The following is a 19,641-nucleotide window of genomic DNA, read 5'->3' as shown; positions in this document are numbered from 1 at the left end:
CATGGGCATTCAGTATAATTAAAAAATAACGCAAAACTAAATAATGATAAATAAGACCTTTTTCACAGCCGCCATGCTTGTTTGCTGCCACCTGGTTAGTGCGCAAACCCGTGACTCGTTACCTGTAGTACCCGGCGCAAAAAGCAGTACCGGTCCAAAACCCTATGCTTCGGTAATTACAAAAAATGCCAGAACAAACATTGGCCTTTTTACAGTTCATAAAGTAGATGATAAATTTTATTTTGAATTGCCTGACAGTATTTTAAGCAGGGATGTATTAGTCGTAAGCCGCCTGACAAAAGCTGCGGCTGACATGCGTTCGCGCGGCTCCATGGCAGGATACGCCGGTGATGAGTTAAATGAAAATGTGTTGCGTTTTGAAAAAGGGCCCAACAACAAACTGTTTGTGCGTAACCTGTCGTACAGCGAACGCTCGGCCGATTCTTCCCAGGCTCTGTACAAAGCAGTGATGAATTCAAATATTCAGCCCATTAGCCTTGTATTCGATATAAAAAGCATCCGGAAAGATTCTGTTTCAGGATTAAGCAGTACCGTTATTGATATGACAGACATTATCAATGGCGATAATGACATTTTCTTTTTTGGCCCTTCAAAGCAGGCATTTAAAATAGGCGGCTACCAGGCGGATAAATCTTATGTAATTGATGTGAAGCCATTTCCCATCAACGTGGAGATAAAAACAATGAAGACATATACAAGAGCTGCCCAGGGTATGACCTCAATAAATGGTATACAAACCCCGGTGGGGCCATCAGGCAATTTTACGGTGGAAATAAATACCTCTATCGTATTGCTGCCAAAAGCACCCATGCAGGTACGCTATGCCGATGACCGGGTAGGATACTTTGCAAAAGGGTTTACTGACTTTGATGCGAACCCGCAACGGGTAAAAGAACAATCATTTATAGAAAGATGGAAGCTGGAACCAAAAGAAGAAGATATAGAAAAATATAAAAGAGGCGAACTGGTAGAGCCCCAAAAACAAATTGTGATCTATATCGACCCGGCCACGCCGGCTAAGTGGGTGCCTTACCTGATACAAGGTATTAATGATTGGAATGGTGCTTTTGAAAAGGCCGGGTTTAAAAATGCCATAATTGGTAAAAAAGCGCCCTCACCGCAGGAAGATCCCACCTGGTCGCTGGAAGATGCCCGCCATTCTGCATTAGTGTATAAACCATCTGCTGTTCCTAATGCCAGCGGTCCGCAAATATCAGATCCCAGAAGCGGCGAGATCATAGAAACCCATATCAATTGGTACCACAATGTGATGAAGCTGATACACAACTGGTATTTTATACAAACGGCCGCTGTTGATCCACAGGCCCGCCATATGCAATTTGATGACGAACTGATGGGACAGCTTATCCGTTTTGTTTCGTCGCATGAAGTGGGCCATACATTGGGTCTGTTGCACAACTTCGGTTCCAGCTCCACCACCCCTGTAGAAAAATTAAGGGATAATAAATGGCTTACCGGGCATGGGCACACGCCATCTATTATGGATTATGCCCGCTTTAATTATGTAGCACAACCGGAAGACAGTGTTTCGCAAAGCAATTTATTCCCGCGCATTGGTGATTATGATAAATGGGCTATTGAATGGGGTTACAAGTGGATACCGGAAGCCACAACTCCCGAACAGGAATTACCCATATTGAACAAATGGATCATAGAAAAATTAAAAGATAAACGATACTGGTTCGGTAATGAAAGGAGCCCTGGTGACCCCCGTTCGCAGAATGAGGACATTGGTGATAATGCAATGAAGGCAAGTGAATATGGAATAAAAAATCTGAAACGGATATTGCCCAACCTGGTGCAATGGACAAAAACACCGGATGACGGATATGGCGATTTATATGAAATGTACACTGAATTGCTTTCTCAATATAACCGCTACATTGGGCATGTAACAAAAAATGTAGGCGGCCGGTATGAAACACCCAGGTCTATTGAGCAATCGGGGCCGGTATACGAATGGGTGCCGGCTGCAACACAAAAAGAGGCCGTTGAATTTTTAAACAAACAGGTATTCGCCACCCCTTCCTGGTTGGTAAATAATGAAGTATTATCATTGGTTGGCATTTCTCCGCTTGCTATCGTTGGCAATATGCAGGAAACGGCATTAGGCAGGTTGCTCGACGGCTATGTGCTTGGTAATTTACAAACTGCGTCGGCCATGAATCCCGCTGCATATACCATTAGCGGATTATTTAAAGATCTTGATAAAGGCATTTGGGGGGAACTATACAGCCATCAACCCATCAGCATCTATCGTCGCAACCTGCAAAAATCGTATGTTGAAAAAATGGCCGGCCTCTTAAAACCACCATCTGCTTCAGCTGCCGCTTTCTTTTCGGGTACACAGCAAAAAGGCGGGGGCTCCTCTTCTAATGCTGTTTCTGATATAGTGTCAGTTACAAAAGCCGGTTTAGCGGGGCTAAAAAATAAAATACGCGCTGCTTTACCTTTTATGAATGATGAAATGACCCGTTACCACTTGCAGGATCTGGCAGAAAGGATCACCCAGGCATTAGATGTAAAAGGTGATTAACAAATTTTTTCTCATGTGATATCCGTATACCAGGGAAGTTGTTTCTACACCTTCCCTTCTTTTAAATAGGAGAGGGAATCGATGGAGAGAAATGAAAGCATATTGGTCCAACGACGATGCGGATCAGCGGTCAATTTTGCCGTGTCAACATCATAAATCAATTCATATTGATTAATGGTGAAAGTAAAATAGGATCTATAGAAAATATTGATTCGGTATTTCCGGGACTGTCTGCCAGATCAATGAGTAAATAAAATTCTCCTGCATATACTCCCCAGATTACCATCTTTATATTCCGTGTTGAAGGCATCATTTCAGGAACCAATTCATTTAACAAACCATCCCAGAATGCTTCTTCCAGATCTTCAATAGCAGAGTTGTTATTGTTGCTGCTGTTTTTTCTACATAAAGCCTTCTGTGAAAGTGATGTGTTTTTGAAAATCAAAACTTCCTGATGAACATGTTGCGGATTCATAATTGTCTTTTTAAGTGTGAATATTCTATCTATGATTTTAATTTTTTCGCTTTCATGTGTCGTCAATTAAAACCTATCTCTATCGACGAGGATTATCTTCTGTATTTTTTTTAAATGAGGAAGCAATCTCCAGCATCAAAAGGCTAAATACGTGTTGAATTGTTTCATCATGCGATTGCGCTATTTCACCCCAATTTATTTTCTTCTGAAGTAGCCAGAACAAAACAGTAACTGTTGCTGCAGTTAAAGTATCAAGCATCAGAACAGGATTGTTCAAAGCTATTACTGTTATAGTTTTAAGATGTGTTATGGGCATATCGCCGGCAATGGCAAATTGAGGCGCAAAACAAAAAACTTTAAAATGGCAATCTTCACTAAAGCTTAGTAGCTGAATGGTCACCTGGGGAACCTTGTAAAGAAACATGCCTTTGGAAAGTTTGTATGTTTTCATGTCGTGCACGAGGGAAACTTCGCCTTTCTCGATGTATAGCATTGCAGTATCCTCTGTTCTCGCAGGACTCATGAGAGGAAAAAGCTCCATCTCCGAAGAATCCACTATTGAGAAAGAGCTATCCTTTCTGTCGGTTTCTATTTGTATCTCAGTAATGCTATTGCTATCCGCCGGAGCTTCATATATGCTTCTTACCTGAGCGGGAAATTGATGTGTGGTGTTCATTTTTATGCTCGTTTTGCTAAATATTTTTTTTATCCTGATTTTGATATTTGTTAGGGTAGTACAAAATCTTTTAAGCATGCCTTTTTTCAAAATGTAATTTAGCTATACACCACAGGCAGATCCAAATTCTGAAGCCGACAAAAGTCTGACAATGACCGGACAAAAAAAGTAAGCAATCCGTTAACGACCGGACAAAAAATGGAAATGAATTGTAAACCGTTACAGGCGAGGAATTTAAATTGCGCAGCTATGCTGTTAATTGGGAATGTTCAGCAACGCCAATATTAAATGCACGGGAACATGAATTAAACGCGGAACATGATTTGATAGCAAGCCTTGTGACCGGAATCCGAACTTAGCGTTCAGCCGCATATGAGCTGATAGGTTGGAGAAATCATGGAAAAAGTAGTAAATGTTTTGCCGCTGAGGTCGCACGGATGGAATTAGATTGGATTTTTATCTTATTTTCAATATGCTCAATTCTTTTAGCATAAACCCAAAAAACGATTGCTATCAGCAGCGCTGCAATAAGGATGATAACAACCAGGAACCAATTTATTTTCTTCATTGAATTACAGGCAACGCCATTTTATTAAATGCGAAATTACCTGCATACCAGGGGAAGATCCAAATTCGGAGGCTGACAAAAGCCTGACACCGACTGGACAAAAAATGGAAATATATCGTAAGCTCCATTAGGAGAAGGGTTTAAGTTAAATTTTGGTCAGAAACGCTTCGGTGGCTAACTCATCATCCAGTTGTAACCGCTTGCGAAGACGTTGCCTGATTTTATAAACGCTATCAGTAGAAATGCCGAGCATGGACGCCATCTGTTTTGTGTTTAGATGCAACCGGATAAGCGCTGCCATACGCCTCTCGGCTACAGTAATGTCGGGTACCATTTCCTTGAGCGTTAAAAAAAAGCCGGGATATATTTTTTCGAATAGTGTCTTAAATTTTTCCCATTCTTCTTCGGTAAGTATGGTTTGCCGGCTTAGCTCGCTGGCAAGCAGCTGCTGTTCATCCGTGAGTGGTTTGGTTGCTACCTGCTGTTCCAACTGTTCTATAACCCTTGTTTTTTCAATAATGCTTTGGGTAAACATATCCAGTTGCTCTTTTGCTGCTGTCAGTTCTTTTTCGGCGGCAACCTTTTGCTGAAAAGCCAATTGTCGCTGAAACCTCGATTTTAAACGCTGGCGATTGAGAATAAGTAAACCCACAATGGCAACAAAAACAATGGCGGCAATAATATAGTTACGCTCTTGTGTTTCAGCGTCTTTTTCTTTTTGAAGATCACGAATCTCAGAAACGTTCGACTGATTGTCAAGTCTAAGCCGGGCAATTTCCAAACGGCTGTTTGCAACGGCACGCTCGATGGAATCGTGGAGGTTATTGTATAATTGTGAATAGTGATAAAAGCTGTCGCTGTTGTCAAGTACACGGTATACATCGGCTGTGGCATAATACACGTCCTGAAGGAAATAGGGTAAAGGTTGAGGTTGTTGTTGAAGCATTCGCAAAGCTTCCTTCACCTGCAGCAATGCGCTGTCTTTTTTGCCCTCCATTAAATTGATTCTCGCTATCATTTGCAACGAGTGGGCAGCATTTGCAATTTCGTTATACTGTTTACTGGTGCGGTAGTCGAATTCAAACAATGGTTTAGCGATGTCGTATTTTTTTTGTAAGAAATAGGTATATCCCTTATTTCCCGAAATAATTCCTTTCCAAACTTCAGAATTTAACGCATTTGCCATTTGCATGGCAATATCAAAATAATAAAATGCAGAATCGTAGTTGCCAATTTTTCGCCAGCAAAGTGCTATAGTATTCCAACGGCTCATCGTATTTACTCTTGCATCATGGGAAGTGTCTTTTTCATTTTTGATAGATCGACGAATGTAATAGATGCCCTTGTCAAGGTCACGTGTGAGATAAAAAAGCTCTCCGAGAAACTGGTATTTGTGCGATTCAGCTGTTATTCCTTTTTTATCAAGAATTTCAACCGCATTTAAACAATACATTGTCGACAGTTCAATTTGATTGCAGAAAAACATTGTTTCTCCATACCACCAGCTCACAGTTGCAATCAGGTTTTCGTCATTTATTGCATAAGCCTGTTGCAATGCAGGCTTCATTAGTTGTATTATGGAGTCCTTTGCAGCTTTGTTCCGTATTTTCCATAACATAGTTGCCCGAAGGTATTTTATGCGCACCTGGAAATACGGTCCTTCCGCAGCCCCTTTTTTTTCGAGCTCATTTAAAGTGCGGAAAACAAGGGCAGTGTCTGTACGCTGCAATATATTCACGATCTCATCAAAGTTTTTGTTTAGCGTATCATCATCCGCATCTAAACTTTTTACCCATGCATCCAATGGCAAAGATTTGTTTTGTGAAAATGCAGGAACATTCTTTTGAAGAAAGACAAATAAAATAAATAGCAGGTATGGCAATTTGTTTAGGAGCATCATTTGCTGTTATCAAAACGTTACAACAAATTTATAGCAATAGTTAGTTTCCCCTCTTATTGCATGAGTATTTTCCCGCAACTAAGGTACGCTCTTAAAAAGTAAAAAATATTGATGTTGCCAAATTGATATAATTGAGTTCAAGGTCTTGAGTCAGTTGTCAAATTCAGTGTGCCTTACTCAGCCGCCCCGACCCATAAAAAATCAAACCTTCAGATCGTTGGATCTTAAGGTTTTTTTGAAGTGTCCTGACTTAAGTCTCAATAATATAGTCATATAAAAGGGTAGCGGAAGGGAATCCTGAGTAAATGGCATTGCTGTTATCTGTCAAAAACGTAAAAATGTATTAGTCTTCCCTACTTTTGGATAAGTACCAGGCGAGGTTGCAGCTATAGCTTTGCATCATCAATTAAAAAAAACGATGTCAAAGACTATTTTCATTACCGGAGCTTCGAGGGGATTTGGAAAAATCTGGACAGAAGCATTTTTACAACGTGGCGATAAAGTGGTTGCCACCGCGCGTGATCTCAATGCATTAAAAGATCTCGCGAAACAATACAAAAACAGCTTGCTGCCGTTAAAACTGGATGTGACCAACCAGGAAGATTGTTTTGCTGCAGTAAAAAAAGCGCAGGAACACTTCGGCGCCATTGATGTATTGATCAACAATGCCGGCTATGGACTTTTTGGTACAATTGAAGAAACAAGTGACCAGGAAGCCCGCAACCTGATTGAAACAAATGTGTTCGGCTTATTGTGGGTTACCAAAGCAGCAATACCTGTAATGCGTCAACAAGGCAAAGGCCACATTATCCAGGTGTCGAGCCTGTTAGGTGTCAATCCGTTGCCCCTCATGGGTATGTACAGCGCTTCTAAGTCTGCGATGGAGGCACTTAGTGAAACGCTTGCCCTTGAAGTGAAAGATTTCGGAATCAAGGTTACAATTGTTGAACCCAACGCCTATGCAACTGATTTTACCAGCGTTTCAGCCGTGCATGCTCAGTCCATGAAAGAGTATGACCAATTAAAAACGGCCGTTTTTGCCGGGTTCACGGATGATATTTTTGGTATTCCTGAAGCTACGGTGAAAGCGATTTGTAAATTGATTGACTCGCCTCAACCTCCGCTCAGGCTTTTCCTCGGGAAATTTGGGTTGCCCATGGTGAAACAGACTTATCAGAACCGGCTTACTACCTGGGAAGAATGGCAGGATGTAGCCGTGGAAGCGCACGGGAAATAATTCAAAACTTTGAAACAAATACGGCAGGATCTGTGTATCATTACATGGAACCTGCCCATTTAAACAAGATGAAGCATTACAGTAACCTCACTGATCTTCTTGCAGCCTATGGATTTCCACCTCCGGAAAATCCGCTGATCGGCGTGCTCTGTGACGCAGTCCGCTCTGCCAATTTTGGTAATCGTATTGTGGAACACACAAGCGACTTCTATATAATCGCTTTCAAAAAAATGAAATCCGCCACGATAAAGTACGGTAAAACGAAATACGATCATGCCTGTGGCTCTATGTTTTTCATAAATCCGAGACAGATCATAGCAATGGACGACATTGAACCAAAGGTAGAAGGATTTCAGATGTACTTTCATGAAGACCTTTTGAACGGCCATCCTTTGCACCATGATATAAGGAAATACAGCTTCTTTGAATATGAAACAAACGAAGCGTTGCACCTTTCACCAAAAGAAGAAAAGATCATCGGGGAATTGTTCCGGAAAATTGATACCGAATACCACAACAACCAGGATGAATACAGCCGTGACATCATGGTCTCCCACATTGATTCATTGCTTAAATATGCCCGGCGGTTCTATAAAAGACAGTTTATCAACCGCACCATATTATCGGGCAACACTGTGTCGAAGTTCAATGAATTACTTAACGATTATTTTGAGAAAGGTTTTGTGAAAGATAAAGGATTACCGACCGTAAACTACATGGCATCGCAGCTTAACCTTTCTCCCCGATACCTGAGCGACCTTCTGAAACAGGAAACTGGTAAAACAGCGATTGACCTGATTCATCTGTATCTGATTGGAGAAGCAAAAAATCTGCTGGCGGGAGGCGATCAATCGGTTTCAGAAATAGCTTACGCTTTGGGTTTTGAGCATCCGGCCTACTTTTCCAGGTTATTCAAAAAAGAAGTGGGCGTTAGTCCGAATGTATTCCGCTTTAAGCTCACCGGTAATTAATTGAACATCGCCATCCATGCAGGCAACAATACCCACGATGTAATTGGTATCCATAACACGGATGAGCATATAGAATGAAAACGAAGTTTTAATTCAAGCAGGGCAGCCAGCGTAAATCCTTTGGATAACAATCAGCTAAAAGCCGGAAGACGCAGAAGAATATAATTCTCTGCATCTTCCGGCCTCATAAGCGGCTGTAAAAAACGGTTATTTAACGATTGTCACTTTTTTAGTGATCAGTTCCCCGGTGTTGAAACGGATCTGCAAAAGATAAGTGCCTGATGTTAGTGCACTAAAATTTAACATAAACGTGCTTTTGTTGCTGCTGTTTATTTGCTCCGAAGCCTGATATACAGTATTCCCATTCATGTCCTGCAGATACAGGTTAACATGCGCGTTATCATGGGGTGAGGTAATATTCAGGTAGCCCCATCCCTTATTTGGATTAGGATAGAACTCCACGTTAGTAGTTACATTGCCGGGCAGCAGGGCATTTGCCGGGGAAGCATCAGCCACTGACAGCCGGGCTGCCGACGGCGCCGATATAGCGAACTGACCAAAACTGGTCACGTTGCTTTGGTTATTAAAAGTAATAGAACTGTTTCCGGCGGCATAGGCAAAGCGTACTGCCTGCCGAACGTCTGTACTCCACGTAGATCCCCATGCGCAGGAAGCCCGTTTGTAGATCTTAAAATCGGTTGCCTTAAAATTGGAGCTCGCAATATTCAAACCACTGAATCGGATGCTATCAGGCACCGTAAAGGTTTTGTTACTGCCATAATTATTAATAATGAAGTAATGCGACCCCGGCACCAGTGGCAGCGCATTGGGCTTCATGTCGGGGGGCGAATTGAGCTGAAACGCCACTACCTCGCCATTGGGATAGGTAGCGTTATTCTTCAGGAAGATATCGATACCTGTACCTGTGAAGCTATGCTTGCCGCCTGCATTCACATTGGATTTACGGAACACGCTCCCTGTGGCAACCGGTGCAGTGGATGTTGTGATAAATGTGCCATCCGGAATGGTGGCTTTAAAGTTACTCATGATATCGGGCACAGTGCCGGTAGCGCTGTTGTACTGGTTGAACTGGAAATATTTCAACAAGCCGGTTTCGGCGGCCGCATTGCTTTGTATAAGGTGCATCTTTTCCCTTACCTCGTTCTGACTTAATGCATAGTTGTAAAATTTGATCTCATCAACAGCACCCTTGTAGGCACCATTCTGGTCATGGATATCGAGGTTTACATAAAAAGGATATTGTGACAGGTTTAAAACGGGCATGGGGCCGCTATTGACGGTGGCAGGCACGCCGTTCAGATAGATGGTAACCCCTGTGGGCGAATAGGTAAGCACCACAAAGTTCCAGGTGGCGGTATCTGCTATCAGTCCGCTGGCATTACTCCAACCTACTATGGTATCGGTATAACACAGTTCAAGATTAGGCTCATAAGGCGCAAAGCCATTATATCTAAAGCCAAGTCCAAATCCTTTCCCTAAAGCAGGCACAGGATTCCAGCCTACGATCTGCGAAAAAGTTTTTTGCAGGTCATCGGGTTTTATCCAGCAGGAGATGGAAAAATTATTGCTGTTGATATTTACGTTACCCAGGCTGATGGCGGTCATGCTGCCATCCATTTTCAGGCACTTGCCCGCAACCGTATCTGCTATCACAGCAGGCGCCGAAAGGGCGAACTGGCCAAAACCGGTTACATTATTACCGGCGCCGAAAGTGATTGTACTGTTGCCGGGTAAATAATTAAACCTGGTTGACTTGCTTTTTTGGGCACCCCATGTATCGCCCCATGCGCCGGAGGGACGGCTATACATGCGGAAATCACTTGCCCGGTAAGCGGCATCAAGATCCTTACCGTTAAACCGGATGCTATCGGGTGCGGTAAATGTTTTATTACTGCCGTAATTATTAATAATGTAATAGCCGGAACGGGGTACTAAAGAAAGGCTGTCAGGTTTTTTGTCGGGCGGCGAATTGAGCTGAAACGCCACTACTTCTCCATTAGGATAGGTAGCGCCATTCTTCAGGAAGAGATCGATGCCTGTGCCGGTAAAACTATGCTGTCCGCCCGAATTCACATTTGGTTTCCGGAACACTTTGCCGGTAGCAACCGGCGCTGTGGATGGAATTATCAGGTTGGCGGGAACCAGCGCCGCATAGGAGCCTGCTACATCCTGCACAACCCCTGCGGCACTGTCATACTGGTTGAACTGGTAGTATTTGAGCAGCCCGGTTTCTGTGGCCGCATTACTTTGGATGAGATGCATCTTTTCCCTTACCTCGTTCTGGGTTAAGGCATAATTGTAAAACTTGATCTCATCGATGGCTCCTTTATAAGCGGCGCCCTGCCCGTGAATATCCCTGCTCACGTAAAAAGACGACTGCGACAGGTCTATAACGGGCATTTGTGCGTCTTTGACCGTGGAAGGCACACCGTTCAAATAGATCTTTACCCCTGTTGGCGAATAGGTAAGCACCACAAAGTTCCAGCCTGTGCTGTCAGCGATCAGCCCGCTTTCATTACCCCATGTTACTAAATTATCGGTATAGGCCAATTCAACATTGGATGAACCGCCTTTCCATGGAAATCCAAGCCCAAACCCATAGGATGAACCCGGATAGGCATCATGTGCCAGCAATTGCGTAAGAGCGCTTTGCAGGCCATCAGGCTTTATCCAGCAGGAAATGGAAAAATTGTTACTGTTGATATTTACCTTACCCAGATTAATTGAGTTATAGCTGCCATCCATCTTCAGGCATTGGCCGGCAACCGTATCGGGTAAACAGTTGTCCTGTGTAAACGTGATCATTTGGTTAACCGTGCGGGTATGTTTATTGCCCGCTGCATCGGTTACCTCAAGCGATACCGTATAAGACCCCGGTACCTGGTAAAGCACTTTGGGCTCTCTTACAGCGGTGCTGCTAACATACGAGGCGCCCGGAAAGCTCCATTTCCATTGGGCGCCTGCATAATTTACATTGGAATAATCGATAAAGGAAACAGTATCCCGGGAACAGGAAATAAATTGCTGATCGGCCATGGGCTGGGCCACGGGCGTTCCGGCGCCGAATAAGGGCGATTCCCAAACGCCTCTGTTGCCCGCAATGCGTAACTTGCTATCGCGGTAAAAAATAATTCCGCCCTGGCTGCACTCAAAATTCAGCGGCAACCCGTTGCTAAAGTCTACCCAGTCAGCCATCGCATTATCGCGGTAATACACTTTTGCGGGCGCATTATTGGTTAACGCGTATACCCCGCCGTTGGTGCCTGCCTGGGGCGTGATAAATGCAATGGGCGCGTTGGTAAGGCTGCCGGTATAATTGGTCCACGTTGAACCGCCATCGGTTGATTTGAAAACCTTTTTACCTGCGTCACCCTGGGCCATACAAAGAAAGACCACATTTTCATTCAGTTGGTCAACCGCAATATCGGCATTGTAAAAACTATAGGCAACGTCCGATGGAAGCGATACAGTACTCCAGGAAGCGCCGCCATCAGTCGTTTTAAACAGGGCGCTTTCTGTACACACGTAAATGATATTCGAATTGCTTCGGGCAATATCAAACCGCCACACCCTGCTGCCAAAGTCGTGCAACGCACTGTAGGAAACCCCATAGTTAACCGATTTCCACAGAATATTATCCCTGCCCACATAGAAGGTATTGCTATAGCGTGGATCGATCATCAGTTTGCTTGAAAACGTGCCATAGTAGTCATCCTGCGGCCATACTGTGTTGCCATATTCGGCATTGGTCATATTTCCTGGAAGGGACGAGGGTATCTGTTTGGTTCCCTCGTCATTGAAGCCCACCATGTTTTTTTGACCATGAAAAACATGCCCGGTAGCTGCTTCTGCGCCGCCCACGTACAAAGAATTCCCGGCACCATAGTTTTCAAACAGCGTGACATCTCCGTTGTGGTAGCGGCCGCCCACCACAATATCCTGGTCCCATCCCTGCCCAAAGCCCCAGAACTCTGAACCGGTGAGCCCGTTATTGCGTACCGACCAGTTGCTGACATTAGTAAAAAAATCGGTTGAATAATTAACGCCTCCGTCGGTGGTGATCCAGGCGTCGTTACCGATGCTCCGCATGCATTGTATATCGGAGTGCAACGGAAATGGACCGCCGCCGCTTACCCACGTAAAGTTGAACCCGCCGTCGACAGACTTTAACGCATACCGGGAGCCTACTATTAACTGGTTTTCGTTGTTGGGTGAAACCATCAAATCAAGGTCGTAAAACCCCTGCCAGTTGTCCATGTCAAGGGCGGCTGATTTGCCGGTAGCGGTTATGCTCCAGCTTATTCCCCCATCGGTGCTTTTGAGCAGCTCAGGGATGGAATCATCGAGGTTGATGCAATATACCGTATTGCCGTTTGCCGGGGTAACGCCAAACCTTGCTCCATAGCAATGCATATTATTCAGCGCTGCGGCGTTAACAGCGGTAAAGCTAACGCCTCCGTTTACAGACCGGAAAATAGTAATCGAATTGGTAGCATTCGGCTGGGTACCTGCCGCATACACGAGGTTGGGGTTAAGCGCGTTGATTTCCACGTCGTATACCCGGCCTGCACTGCTGCCGCCGGCCAGTTGCCAGGAGGAACCACCGTTATTACTGTAATACACACCCGTAGCGCCTGCCACTAAAATTGTTCCGGTAGTTTTGCTGATGGCGATCTTTTCCGATGTGCCGCCCTGGTAACCGGTAAGAAACGTCCAGGAAGACCCGGCATTGACAGATTTAATAAGTTGTCCGTTTTCCGCCATTGCATAAACAATATTGGCATTGGCGGGATCAACCGCGATAGAATTAGCAGTAAACATGGGTAAATTGTCGCTAATGCTCGTCCAGTGAAGTCCTTTGTCTGCAGACCGGTATATGGCGCCTGTTTCGGCTCCCGCGTATAGTATATTTGGATTAGAAGGGGCGATGGCCAGGGAATAAATATTAACCTGCCAGGGAATTTTATTTTTACCCTCGTCATATGTTTCAACGGGGCCCAGTATCGTCCAGTTGGCGCCCGTTGCTGTGGCAGCGGCCGCTGCCCGGGCATTCTTTTTTCCCTGCGCATTGATTGCGGTCCCGAGTAACCGGTTGTAATAACCCGGTTCTTCCACTACAGCGCCGTTTGCCTGGATGAAAGGCGCTATTGTTTTTCGCCACCGGGTATAAGCCACGCGGTAGGGCTCTTCATCGTTCTCTTCTTCTTCCCCTGTTTTTGCATGAACGTCGTTTTTTTCGCATGCTTCAATGGTGGAATCAATTGTATGAATGTTGGGATGCTCCCAATCGATAAGGGTGACCCAGCAAGGTACAGGTACAGAAGGCGGAAGGTTGAAAATGGCATCTCTTCGATTACCCGTTCCTGTTTGTGCAAACAGGGAACCGGTTGCCCACAATTGGAGCAATAAGATAACTAAAGTTGATTTTCTCATGGGTGGGGTAAAAAATGAAATTAGTTTGGAACTGGTTTAAGCCGGCAAAGTAAATCAAATAAGAATTTTGATCATATAGTTTAATTTCTGCCATCCAACTATTACTACGTTGCCGGTAAAGAACAAATCGTGTCTTCGCGGTTTTTGCAGTTAACATACTAATATTTATGAAGAAACCATTTTTGTACTTCTTGTTATTTATTACAGGTCATTTGTGTTACAGTCAAACCAACAACCCAACCATAATAAAAGGAAAGGTCCTTGATACACCGGTCAACAAGCATTTAGCCGGAGCATCTATCAGGCTGCTCGATGAGGTGGAGGTAACAGCTACACCGGGCCGCAATAAATCACCTCTGTACCAGCCTGCATCCATCGCCACCCTCAAAACAACAGAGTTAAAACGTGGGCAGGGCATTTTTCTCGATGACGCCATTAATAGCAATGTGCCCGGTGTATCCATGCAACGCAGAAGCGTATCGGGCGGGCAACAATTTAATATTCGCGGCTATGGGAATGGCACGCGCGGCGCGCGGGGCATCAGCAGCAATTTTGACGGGCAGGGTTACAAAGTGTATCTCAATGGCATTCCGGTAACCGATGCAGAAGGCATCACCCTGCTCGATGATATAGATTATGGTTCATTAGGCAATGTAGAGATTATCAAAGGGCCTGCGGGTACGTTGTACGGACAGGCGATTGCCGGTGTAGTAAATATGAAAATGATACAACCCGAAAAAGGAAAGACAGTTGTTCAACAGGAGGTGATGGCGGGCAATTACGGCCTTCAGCGGTATACAACCCGCCTGCAAACAGCAACCGACCGTACATCCCTGTTAGTGAGTTATGCAAAACAACGGTCAGCCGGCTTTTCTATTCATAATAACTCCAATAAAGATTTTGTAAACGGGATAGCAGCATTTGAACCGGATCAAAAGCAAAGGATGAGTACTTATTTCAGCTATACGAACAGCTATGATGAACGGCTGGGAGAACTCACCCTTGATCAGTATGCCGCCAAAGATTATTCAGGAAATATTGAATACATAAAAAGAAACGGGCACAGCCATGTTACCAGCTTCAGGGGAGGAATGGAACATACGTATAATTTCAATGAAAGAATGTACAATACCACAGCTGTTTTTGGCTCGGGTTACAGAAGTGATGCCAGCTCTGCCGGCGGGTGGACCGATAAGACAGCCGTTAACTACGGTTTCCGTTCTTTATTCGGTACAAGGATGCTGTTGAATGATGCCATCTCATTGAGCGGCATTACCGGTATTGAAATGCAGGGCCAGGTAGCGCAGACCGTTGGCTACAGTATGAAACAAAACCCCGGGGATACTACCACCACACCGTGGGTTATGGGAAAACCTTACTGGGTGATCAATGCAACTACTTCGAATATGTTGTCGGTAACGGGTACTTCCGGTTTATTTACAGAATGGACGCTGATTTTGCCACACCGGTTTTCTTTGACTGCAGGGGTGGGCCTTAGCCGCCAGCGAATTTCGCTGGATGATCGTTTCAACCCCGAAACGGCTGCGAAGCCTTCGCACTACGATACTTCGTATAAGCAAATGGTATCGCCACACATTGCGATCAATAAAGTATTTAATGAGGCTTTGTCTGTGTATGCCGCTTACAGCAGGGGATATAAGGCGCCGGCAAGCGCTTACTTTTTTATCACCACACCGGTTGTATCGTCACCGGCTACCCCCGCTACGGGCAGAATAAACAGTGCACTGAAACCGGAGGTCGGGGATCAGTTTGAAATAGGAACAAAAGGCGTTTTGTTTAAAAACAGGCTGGCTTATCAGCTATCCCTGTTCCATACAAAATTCGGCAATAAGATGACGACTGTTGCAGTGCAACTGAATAACACCACAACAGCCAATAGTTACGTAGTGAATGGTGGAGACCAGGTACATAACGGAATGGAAACCTGGTTAAAGTGGTTTGTAGTGAAAGATGGTCATGGTTTGTTGACCGGTGTGGCGCCTTTTGCCAACCTCACCTGGTCAGATTTTAATTATGGCAATAATTTTATATTTCAAACAGGCAGTACCACAAATAATATCAGCACAGCAGATTATAGCAGGAAAACAGTGGCAGGCGTGCCAAAGATTACGACAAATGTTGGAATAGACGTTACCACAAAGCCCGGTCTGTATATAAGTATGAGCTATTCTTACCGAGGTGATGTTTTTATTACATCAGATGGAGCAAGCAGAAGTTCCTCGTATAACCTTTTGAACGGCAAAATAGGTTTTCACAGGAACATCATCAGGCGGTTAGAGGTTGATGCATCGATGGGGTTGAACAATATCGGGAAGGTGCAATATCCGTTAATGATCTTTGTAAATCAACTGCCCGATGCTTATATTCCGGCGCCGCTAAACCCGGTGCTGTTTGGTGGATTGAATGTGAAATATAATTTCAGGTAAGGGCATTCTGCAGGCGGCGGCTCCCGATATAACGGTTGCCGCCTGCTTCTTAGAATGTCTTTCCCGGTTAGGCAATACATGGTTATTGCATCACATAGGGGAAGGGATACAGTAAGGTTTTCCAGGTACTGCCCCCGTCATTTGTCAGGAATAACTGCTGACCGGCATAGGCCAATCCCTGTTGTTCGTTACGGAAGTAAAGATGTTGCAGATTGTTCACGATCCCGCCGCCGTTGTAGTCAAAGACAGTGTTCCAGCTACTTCCTCCATTGGTGCTTTTTATTATTCCTGTAGTGGTCAATGCATAGATAACCCCATCACCGGCAATGGCAATGGTGGAGATATAACTGTTGGCTGTTTTTTTCCAGTTGGCGCCCCCGTCGGTCGAAATACAGTTGTTGCCGGAATTATCATACACGGCCAGTATGCCGCTTACGGTGGCTTCAAGGTTTGACAGGTACCGGTTGTCAATCAACGCAGGTGTGCTCCAGGTAATGCCGCCGTCGGTGGTCTTCGACAGGTAAGTGCCGCCCGACTGAAGCAGCATCCAGCCGGTTTGGGGATTGGTAAATTTCATCGCCACCGGCGTATAGGCGTCACCTTTGGTGTACACGGCCGTACCTTGTTGCGTGGTAGTATTTATTTTGTATAAGGTACGCGTGTAGTTGCCTCCATAGTATTGATAGTACAATGCCAGCACGCTTTGCCTGTCGTTACAGGTCACCGTTACGAGGATCTCCGTACCATTGGCGTTGGAAAGGCTGGGGCTAAGCGAGGGAGTAAAAGATGTCCAACTGAAACCATCGTTCTCCGAATAATGCACTACCGGCGATAAAGCGGTGCCCGACGCAAAGACCAGCGTGTCTTTATTAAAGCTATAGCGCGTGATGGCGCCGCCTGTTGCACCGGCCATCATATCGAAATGTGCAAATAAATCGGTTGTTTTAAAGGCGGCGTTGGCCGTAAGCCCGCTGATGGCGCCATTATTGTCAATCCAGGCGTATAATAAGCTGTTGGATGCAATCAGCGGTTTCACTGCCGGGTTAACGGCATACGACATGGGCGCCTGCGACAGCAGTATTTTGTCCTTATTACCGCAACCGCAAATGATGGCGCTGCATAAAAGCAGGAGATAAGTATTTTTCATAGTGTTTGGTTTATCTGAAATTGAAGTTAAGGCCGAGACCGATGTTAAACGTGCTGCAATTCACCGAATAGCTGTTGGCGATGTCGACACCTGTTGCTGTCATTGCGTTGATGATATCGGGATGCACTTTTAATTTGGGCTTGAAATACGAATAATCCGCGCGCAGGTACCAGAAGGACCGGTTTAGCACCAGGCCGGCGTCGTATGCCATTCCACCACCTTTGAGATACCGGTCAGATTCGCTGACCGACTGAACGGTGACCGTACCGATTTGTTGGGTGGAACCGGTTTTTGAAAAGTAATTGGAGGCCCATCCGTAGCTGCCCTTAAGCACGGGGTACAACGAAAACTTTTTCATGGTTGTGGCCTTGTATTGCAATTCCAGGCCAGCTTTAACCACATCGAAACGTTCCATTACACCAGAACCAACCTTGTCGGCTTTTTTCGAGTAGAAGGACAGGTCGCAGGCCGGTTTAATCCATAATCTTTTGGTGGGCAGTGCAGCGAATTTAAAGCCCATCGATACATTGCCTCCGGTGTAAAAAACACCGTTAAGGTCTTTGTTTGTGGGCATCGCGACGCCGAAATCGACGTCAATGCCATATTTGGGCTGAAGGGATGATGAGGCCATCTGTGCATGTAATGAAGAAAAAGTCGTTACCAATAATGGTATGACATACAGAAAGGTTTTGATACGTGTTTTTTTCATTGGATGATTTTTAGTGCATGACGCAAAAGAAAATAAAAAAATACTGACCTCAAATCTTTTGCCCGTTCTTTATAAAGAAATAACGGGCATGAATTGTAATAAAAAATATTTGATCTGATAAAAGGATAAATGCTCCTGCAAAACTTTTGGGTATATATCTCATCATAGCAATATCTTTAATGTTTAGTTGTTTTTGTTTCAATAGTTCTTTTGCCCTCACTCTTTTCAACGGTAAGAATAAGACAAAAGGCATGTGGTACGGCCTGTTCAAACAAGTGAACCTGAATGGTAAAAACGATGCGTTATAGATTTTTTGGGGGGCGTTAGGTGAAAATGGTGAGCTATAGTTGCTTTTTTTCTGAGATAAGTGTAAAGCAATGCTTTATAGATTTTTTTTCGCGGCGTTAGATTAAAAACGGTTAGCTATAGTTGCTTTTTTCCTGATTATAAGTGGAAAACGATACATTATAGTTTTTTTTTCGCGGCGTTAGGTGAAAATCGGTGAGAGATAATTACTTTTTGTCATGATTTAGATGAAATGCGATGGATTGTAAGTTTTTTATCCGGTGATTTGGAAATTTACTGAGCATTTTAAGTTAATTCTCAATAAAAAATAATCTACGGCCGCTGAAAAAACAACTATCACGGAAGAAAAAGAAGTTATCGAACCGGAACATGAAAGTAGTACGGCGGAAAAAGTAACTAACGGTGAATAAAATGTAGCTATCGATGGTGCAAAAGCAGCTATCGTGCAGAAATTTAAAGCTATAGCCGGAAAAAACTAACTATACCTACAAAAAAATAACTAAAACCGGAAAATGTAGCTATGACTCAGGTTAACAAATCCAATGCCCTTTGCACATCCCACTGAGGAAGACCGGTATGTTTACAAAATTCTGATACAGAGATATATTCATCATCCTGCTTGTTAGCCTTCTTTCGAATCTTCTTCATCAAACGATGGGCCGTGCTTCTCGATCTGTTCATGATCTCCATGATATGCCTGATCTCTATTCGGGTTACCGGGATCCGTTTATAATAGGGGAGTTTGCCTTCCCTTTGAAGACGCATATGTTCGGCAACCCGGTCTTTTAAATATTGGGTTAACTGTTTGATTTTTTTCTCCGTGTATATATACGGTTCAGCAGGAATTGCTTTTTGCACTGGCATAGTATGGTCAGTTTTGTATTATGATTTTGCCAAAAAGTGGCGTTTGCTAACCAATCAGAATGCCTTTCCGGAATTGTTATTGAATCCGTTAATAGTTGTTGTGAGAATATGCCTAATGTACAACTTTTAAGTATATACGCAAATAGAGATCTGAATAATTGATTTTGATCAAAGGTAATTGCTTCGGGATAAGAGTTAATAAATGTGTATTGATTTACGCAAAGCGCTTTTTTGATTGAAAAACGGTAATAAATATATGACAACGGCCTGACCCGTCCTAATATAACTATACAATAAAACAAAAATTGT

The 19,641-nt window shown here is 44.1% G+C and carries 11 protein-coding genes; 4 read left to right on the top strand and 7 right to left on the bottom strand.

Annotated features, from left to right (window positions below; all coding sequences use genetic code 11):
- Positions 1-43: 43 nt before the first annotated feature.
- Positions 44-2,578 (top strand): zinc-dependent metalloprotease, encoded by a 2,535-nt coding sequence (locus AC59IL_RS35115; RefSeq protein WP_496556928.1) that lies wholly within the window; start codon positions 44-46, stop codon positions 2,576-2,578.
- A gap of 157 nt (positions 2,579-2,735) precedes the next feature.
- Here the strand turns inward: AC59IL_RS35115 and AC59IL_RS35110 are convergent, their stop codons facing one another.
- The 3 genes from AC59IL_RS35110 to AC59IL_RS35100 all read right to left on the bottom strand — a co-directional run bounded on the left by AC59IL_RS35110 (position 2,736) and on the right by AC59IL_RS35100 (position 6,197).
- On the bottom strand, positions 2,736-3,053 hold the full coding sequence (locus AC59IL_RS35110; protein WP_496556927.1) for a hypothetical protein: 318 nt from the start codon (positions 3,051-3,053) through the stop codon (positions 2,736-2,738).
- A 79-nt stretch (positions 3,054-3,132) separates the two neighbouring features.
- A complete protein-coding gene (locus AC59IL_RS35105; protein ID WP_496556926.1) occupies positions 3,133-3,729 on the bottom strand; it encodes a hypothetical protein in 597 nt (198 codons plus the stop codon).
- A 713-nt stretch (positions 3,730-4,442) separates the two neighbouring features.
- Positions 4,443-6,197 carry a helix-turn-helix transcriptional regulator gene (locus AC59IL_RS35100; protein WP_496556925.1) on the bottom strand — a complete coding sequence of 585 codons (1,755 nt, stop codon included), beginning with the start codon at positions 6,195-6,197 and terminating at the stop codon, positions 4,443-4,445.
- 418 nt (positions 6,198-6,615) lie between these two features.
- Here AC59IL_RS35100 and AC59IL_RS35095 point away from each other — a divergent pair, with 418 nt between their 5' ends.
- Positions 6,616-7,434: an SDR family NAD(P)-dependent oxidoreductase gene (locus AC59IL_RS35095; protein WP_496556924.1), complete on the top strand. Its 819-nt coding sequence runs from the start codon at positions 6,616-6,618 to the stop codon at positions 7,432-7,434.
- 230 nt (positions 7,435-7,664) lie between these two features.
- Positions 7,665-8,405 (top strand): helix-turn-helix domain-containing protein, encoded by a 741-nt coding sequence (locus tag AC59IL_RS35090; RefSeq protein ID WP_496556923.1) that lies wholly within the window; start codon positions 7,665-7,667, stop codon positions 8,403-8,405.
- 207 nt (positions 8,406-8,612) lie between these two features.
- Here the strand turns inward: AC59IL_RS35090 and AC59IL_RS35085 are convergent, their stop codons facing one another.
- The gene (locus AC59IL_RS35085) at positions 8,613-13,859 is read right to left on the bottom strand and encodes a LamG-like jellyroll fold domain-containing protein (RefSeq protein ID WP_496556922.1); all 5,247 of its coding nucleotides are present in this window, start codon (positions 13,857-13,859) and stop codon (positions 8,613-8,615) included.
- A 167-nt stretch (positions 13,860-14,026) separates the two neighbouring features.
- Between AC59IL_RS35085 and AC59IL_RS35080 the strand changes: the two genes are divergently transcribed.
- The gene (locus tag AC59IL_RS35080) at positions 14,027-16,306 is read left to right on the top strand and encodes a TonB-dependent receptor (protein ID WP_496556921.1); all 2,280 of its coding nucleotides are present in this window, start codon (positions 14,027-14,029) and stop codon (positions 16,304-16,306) included.
- Positions 16,307-16,388: 82 nt separating this feature from the next.
- On the opposite strand, the gene AC59IL_RS35075 is transcribed toward AC59IL_RS35080, so the two are convergent.
- From AC59IL_RS35075 to AC59IL_RS35065, 3 genes are all read right to left on the bottom strand, one after another.
- Entirely contained in the window at positions 16,389-17,453 is a 1,065-nt protein-coding gene (locus tag AC59IL_RS35075; RefSeq protein WP_496556920.1) for a WD40/YVTN/BNR-like repeat-containing protein, read from the bottom strand.
- 10 nt (positions 17,454-17,463) lie between these two features.
- Complete coding sequence (locus tag AC59IL_RS35070) at positions 17,464-18,162, bottom strand: hypothetical protein (RefSeq protein WP_496556919.1); 699 nt, start codon at positions 18,160-18,162, stop codon at positions 17,464-17,466.
- A gap of 831 nt (positions 18,163-18,993) precedes the next feature.
- Positions 18,994-19,332 carry a hypothetical protein gene (locus AC59IL_RS35065; RefSeq protein WP_496556918.1) on the bottom strand — a complete coding sequence of 113 codons (339 nt, stop codon included), beginning with the start codon at positions 19,330-19,332 and terminating at the stop codon, positions 18,994-18,996.
- Positions 19,333-19,641: the final 309 nt, after the last annotated feature.

It is taken from the genome of Niastella sp. sgz303648 (genome assembly GCF_059587045.1).
This window is presented reverse-complemented; position numbering and strand designations above follow the sequence as displayed.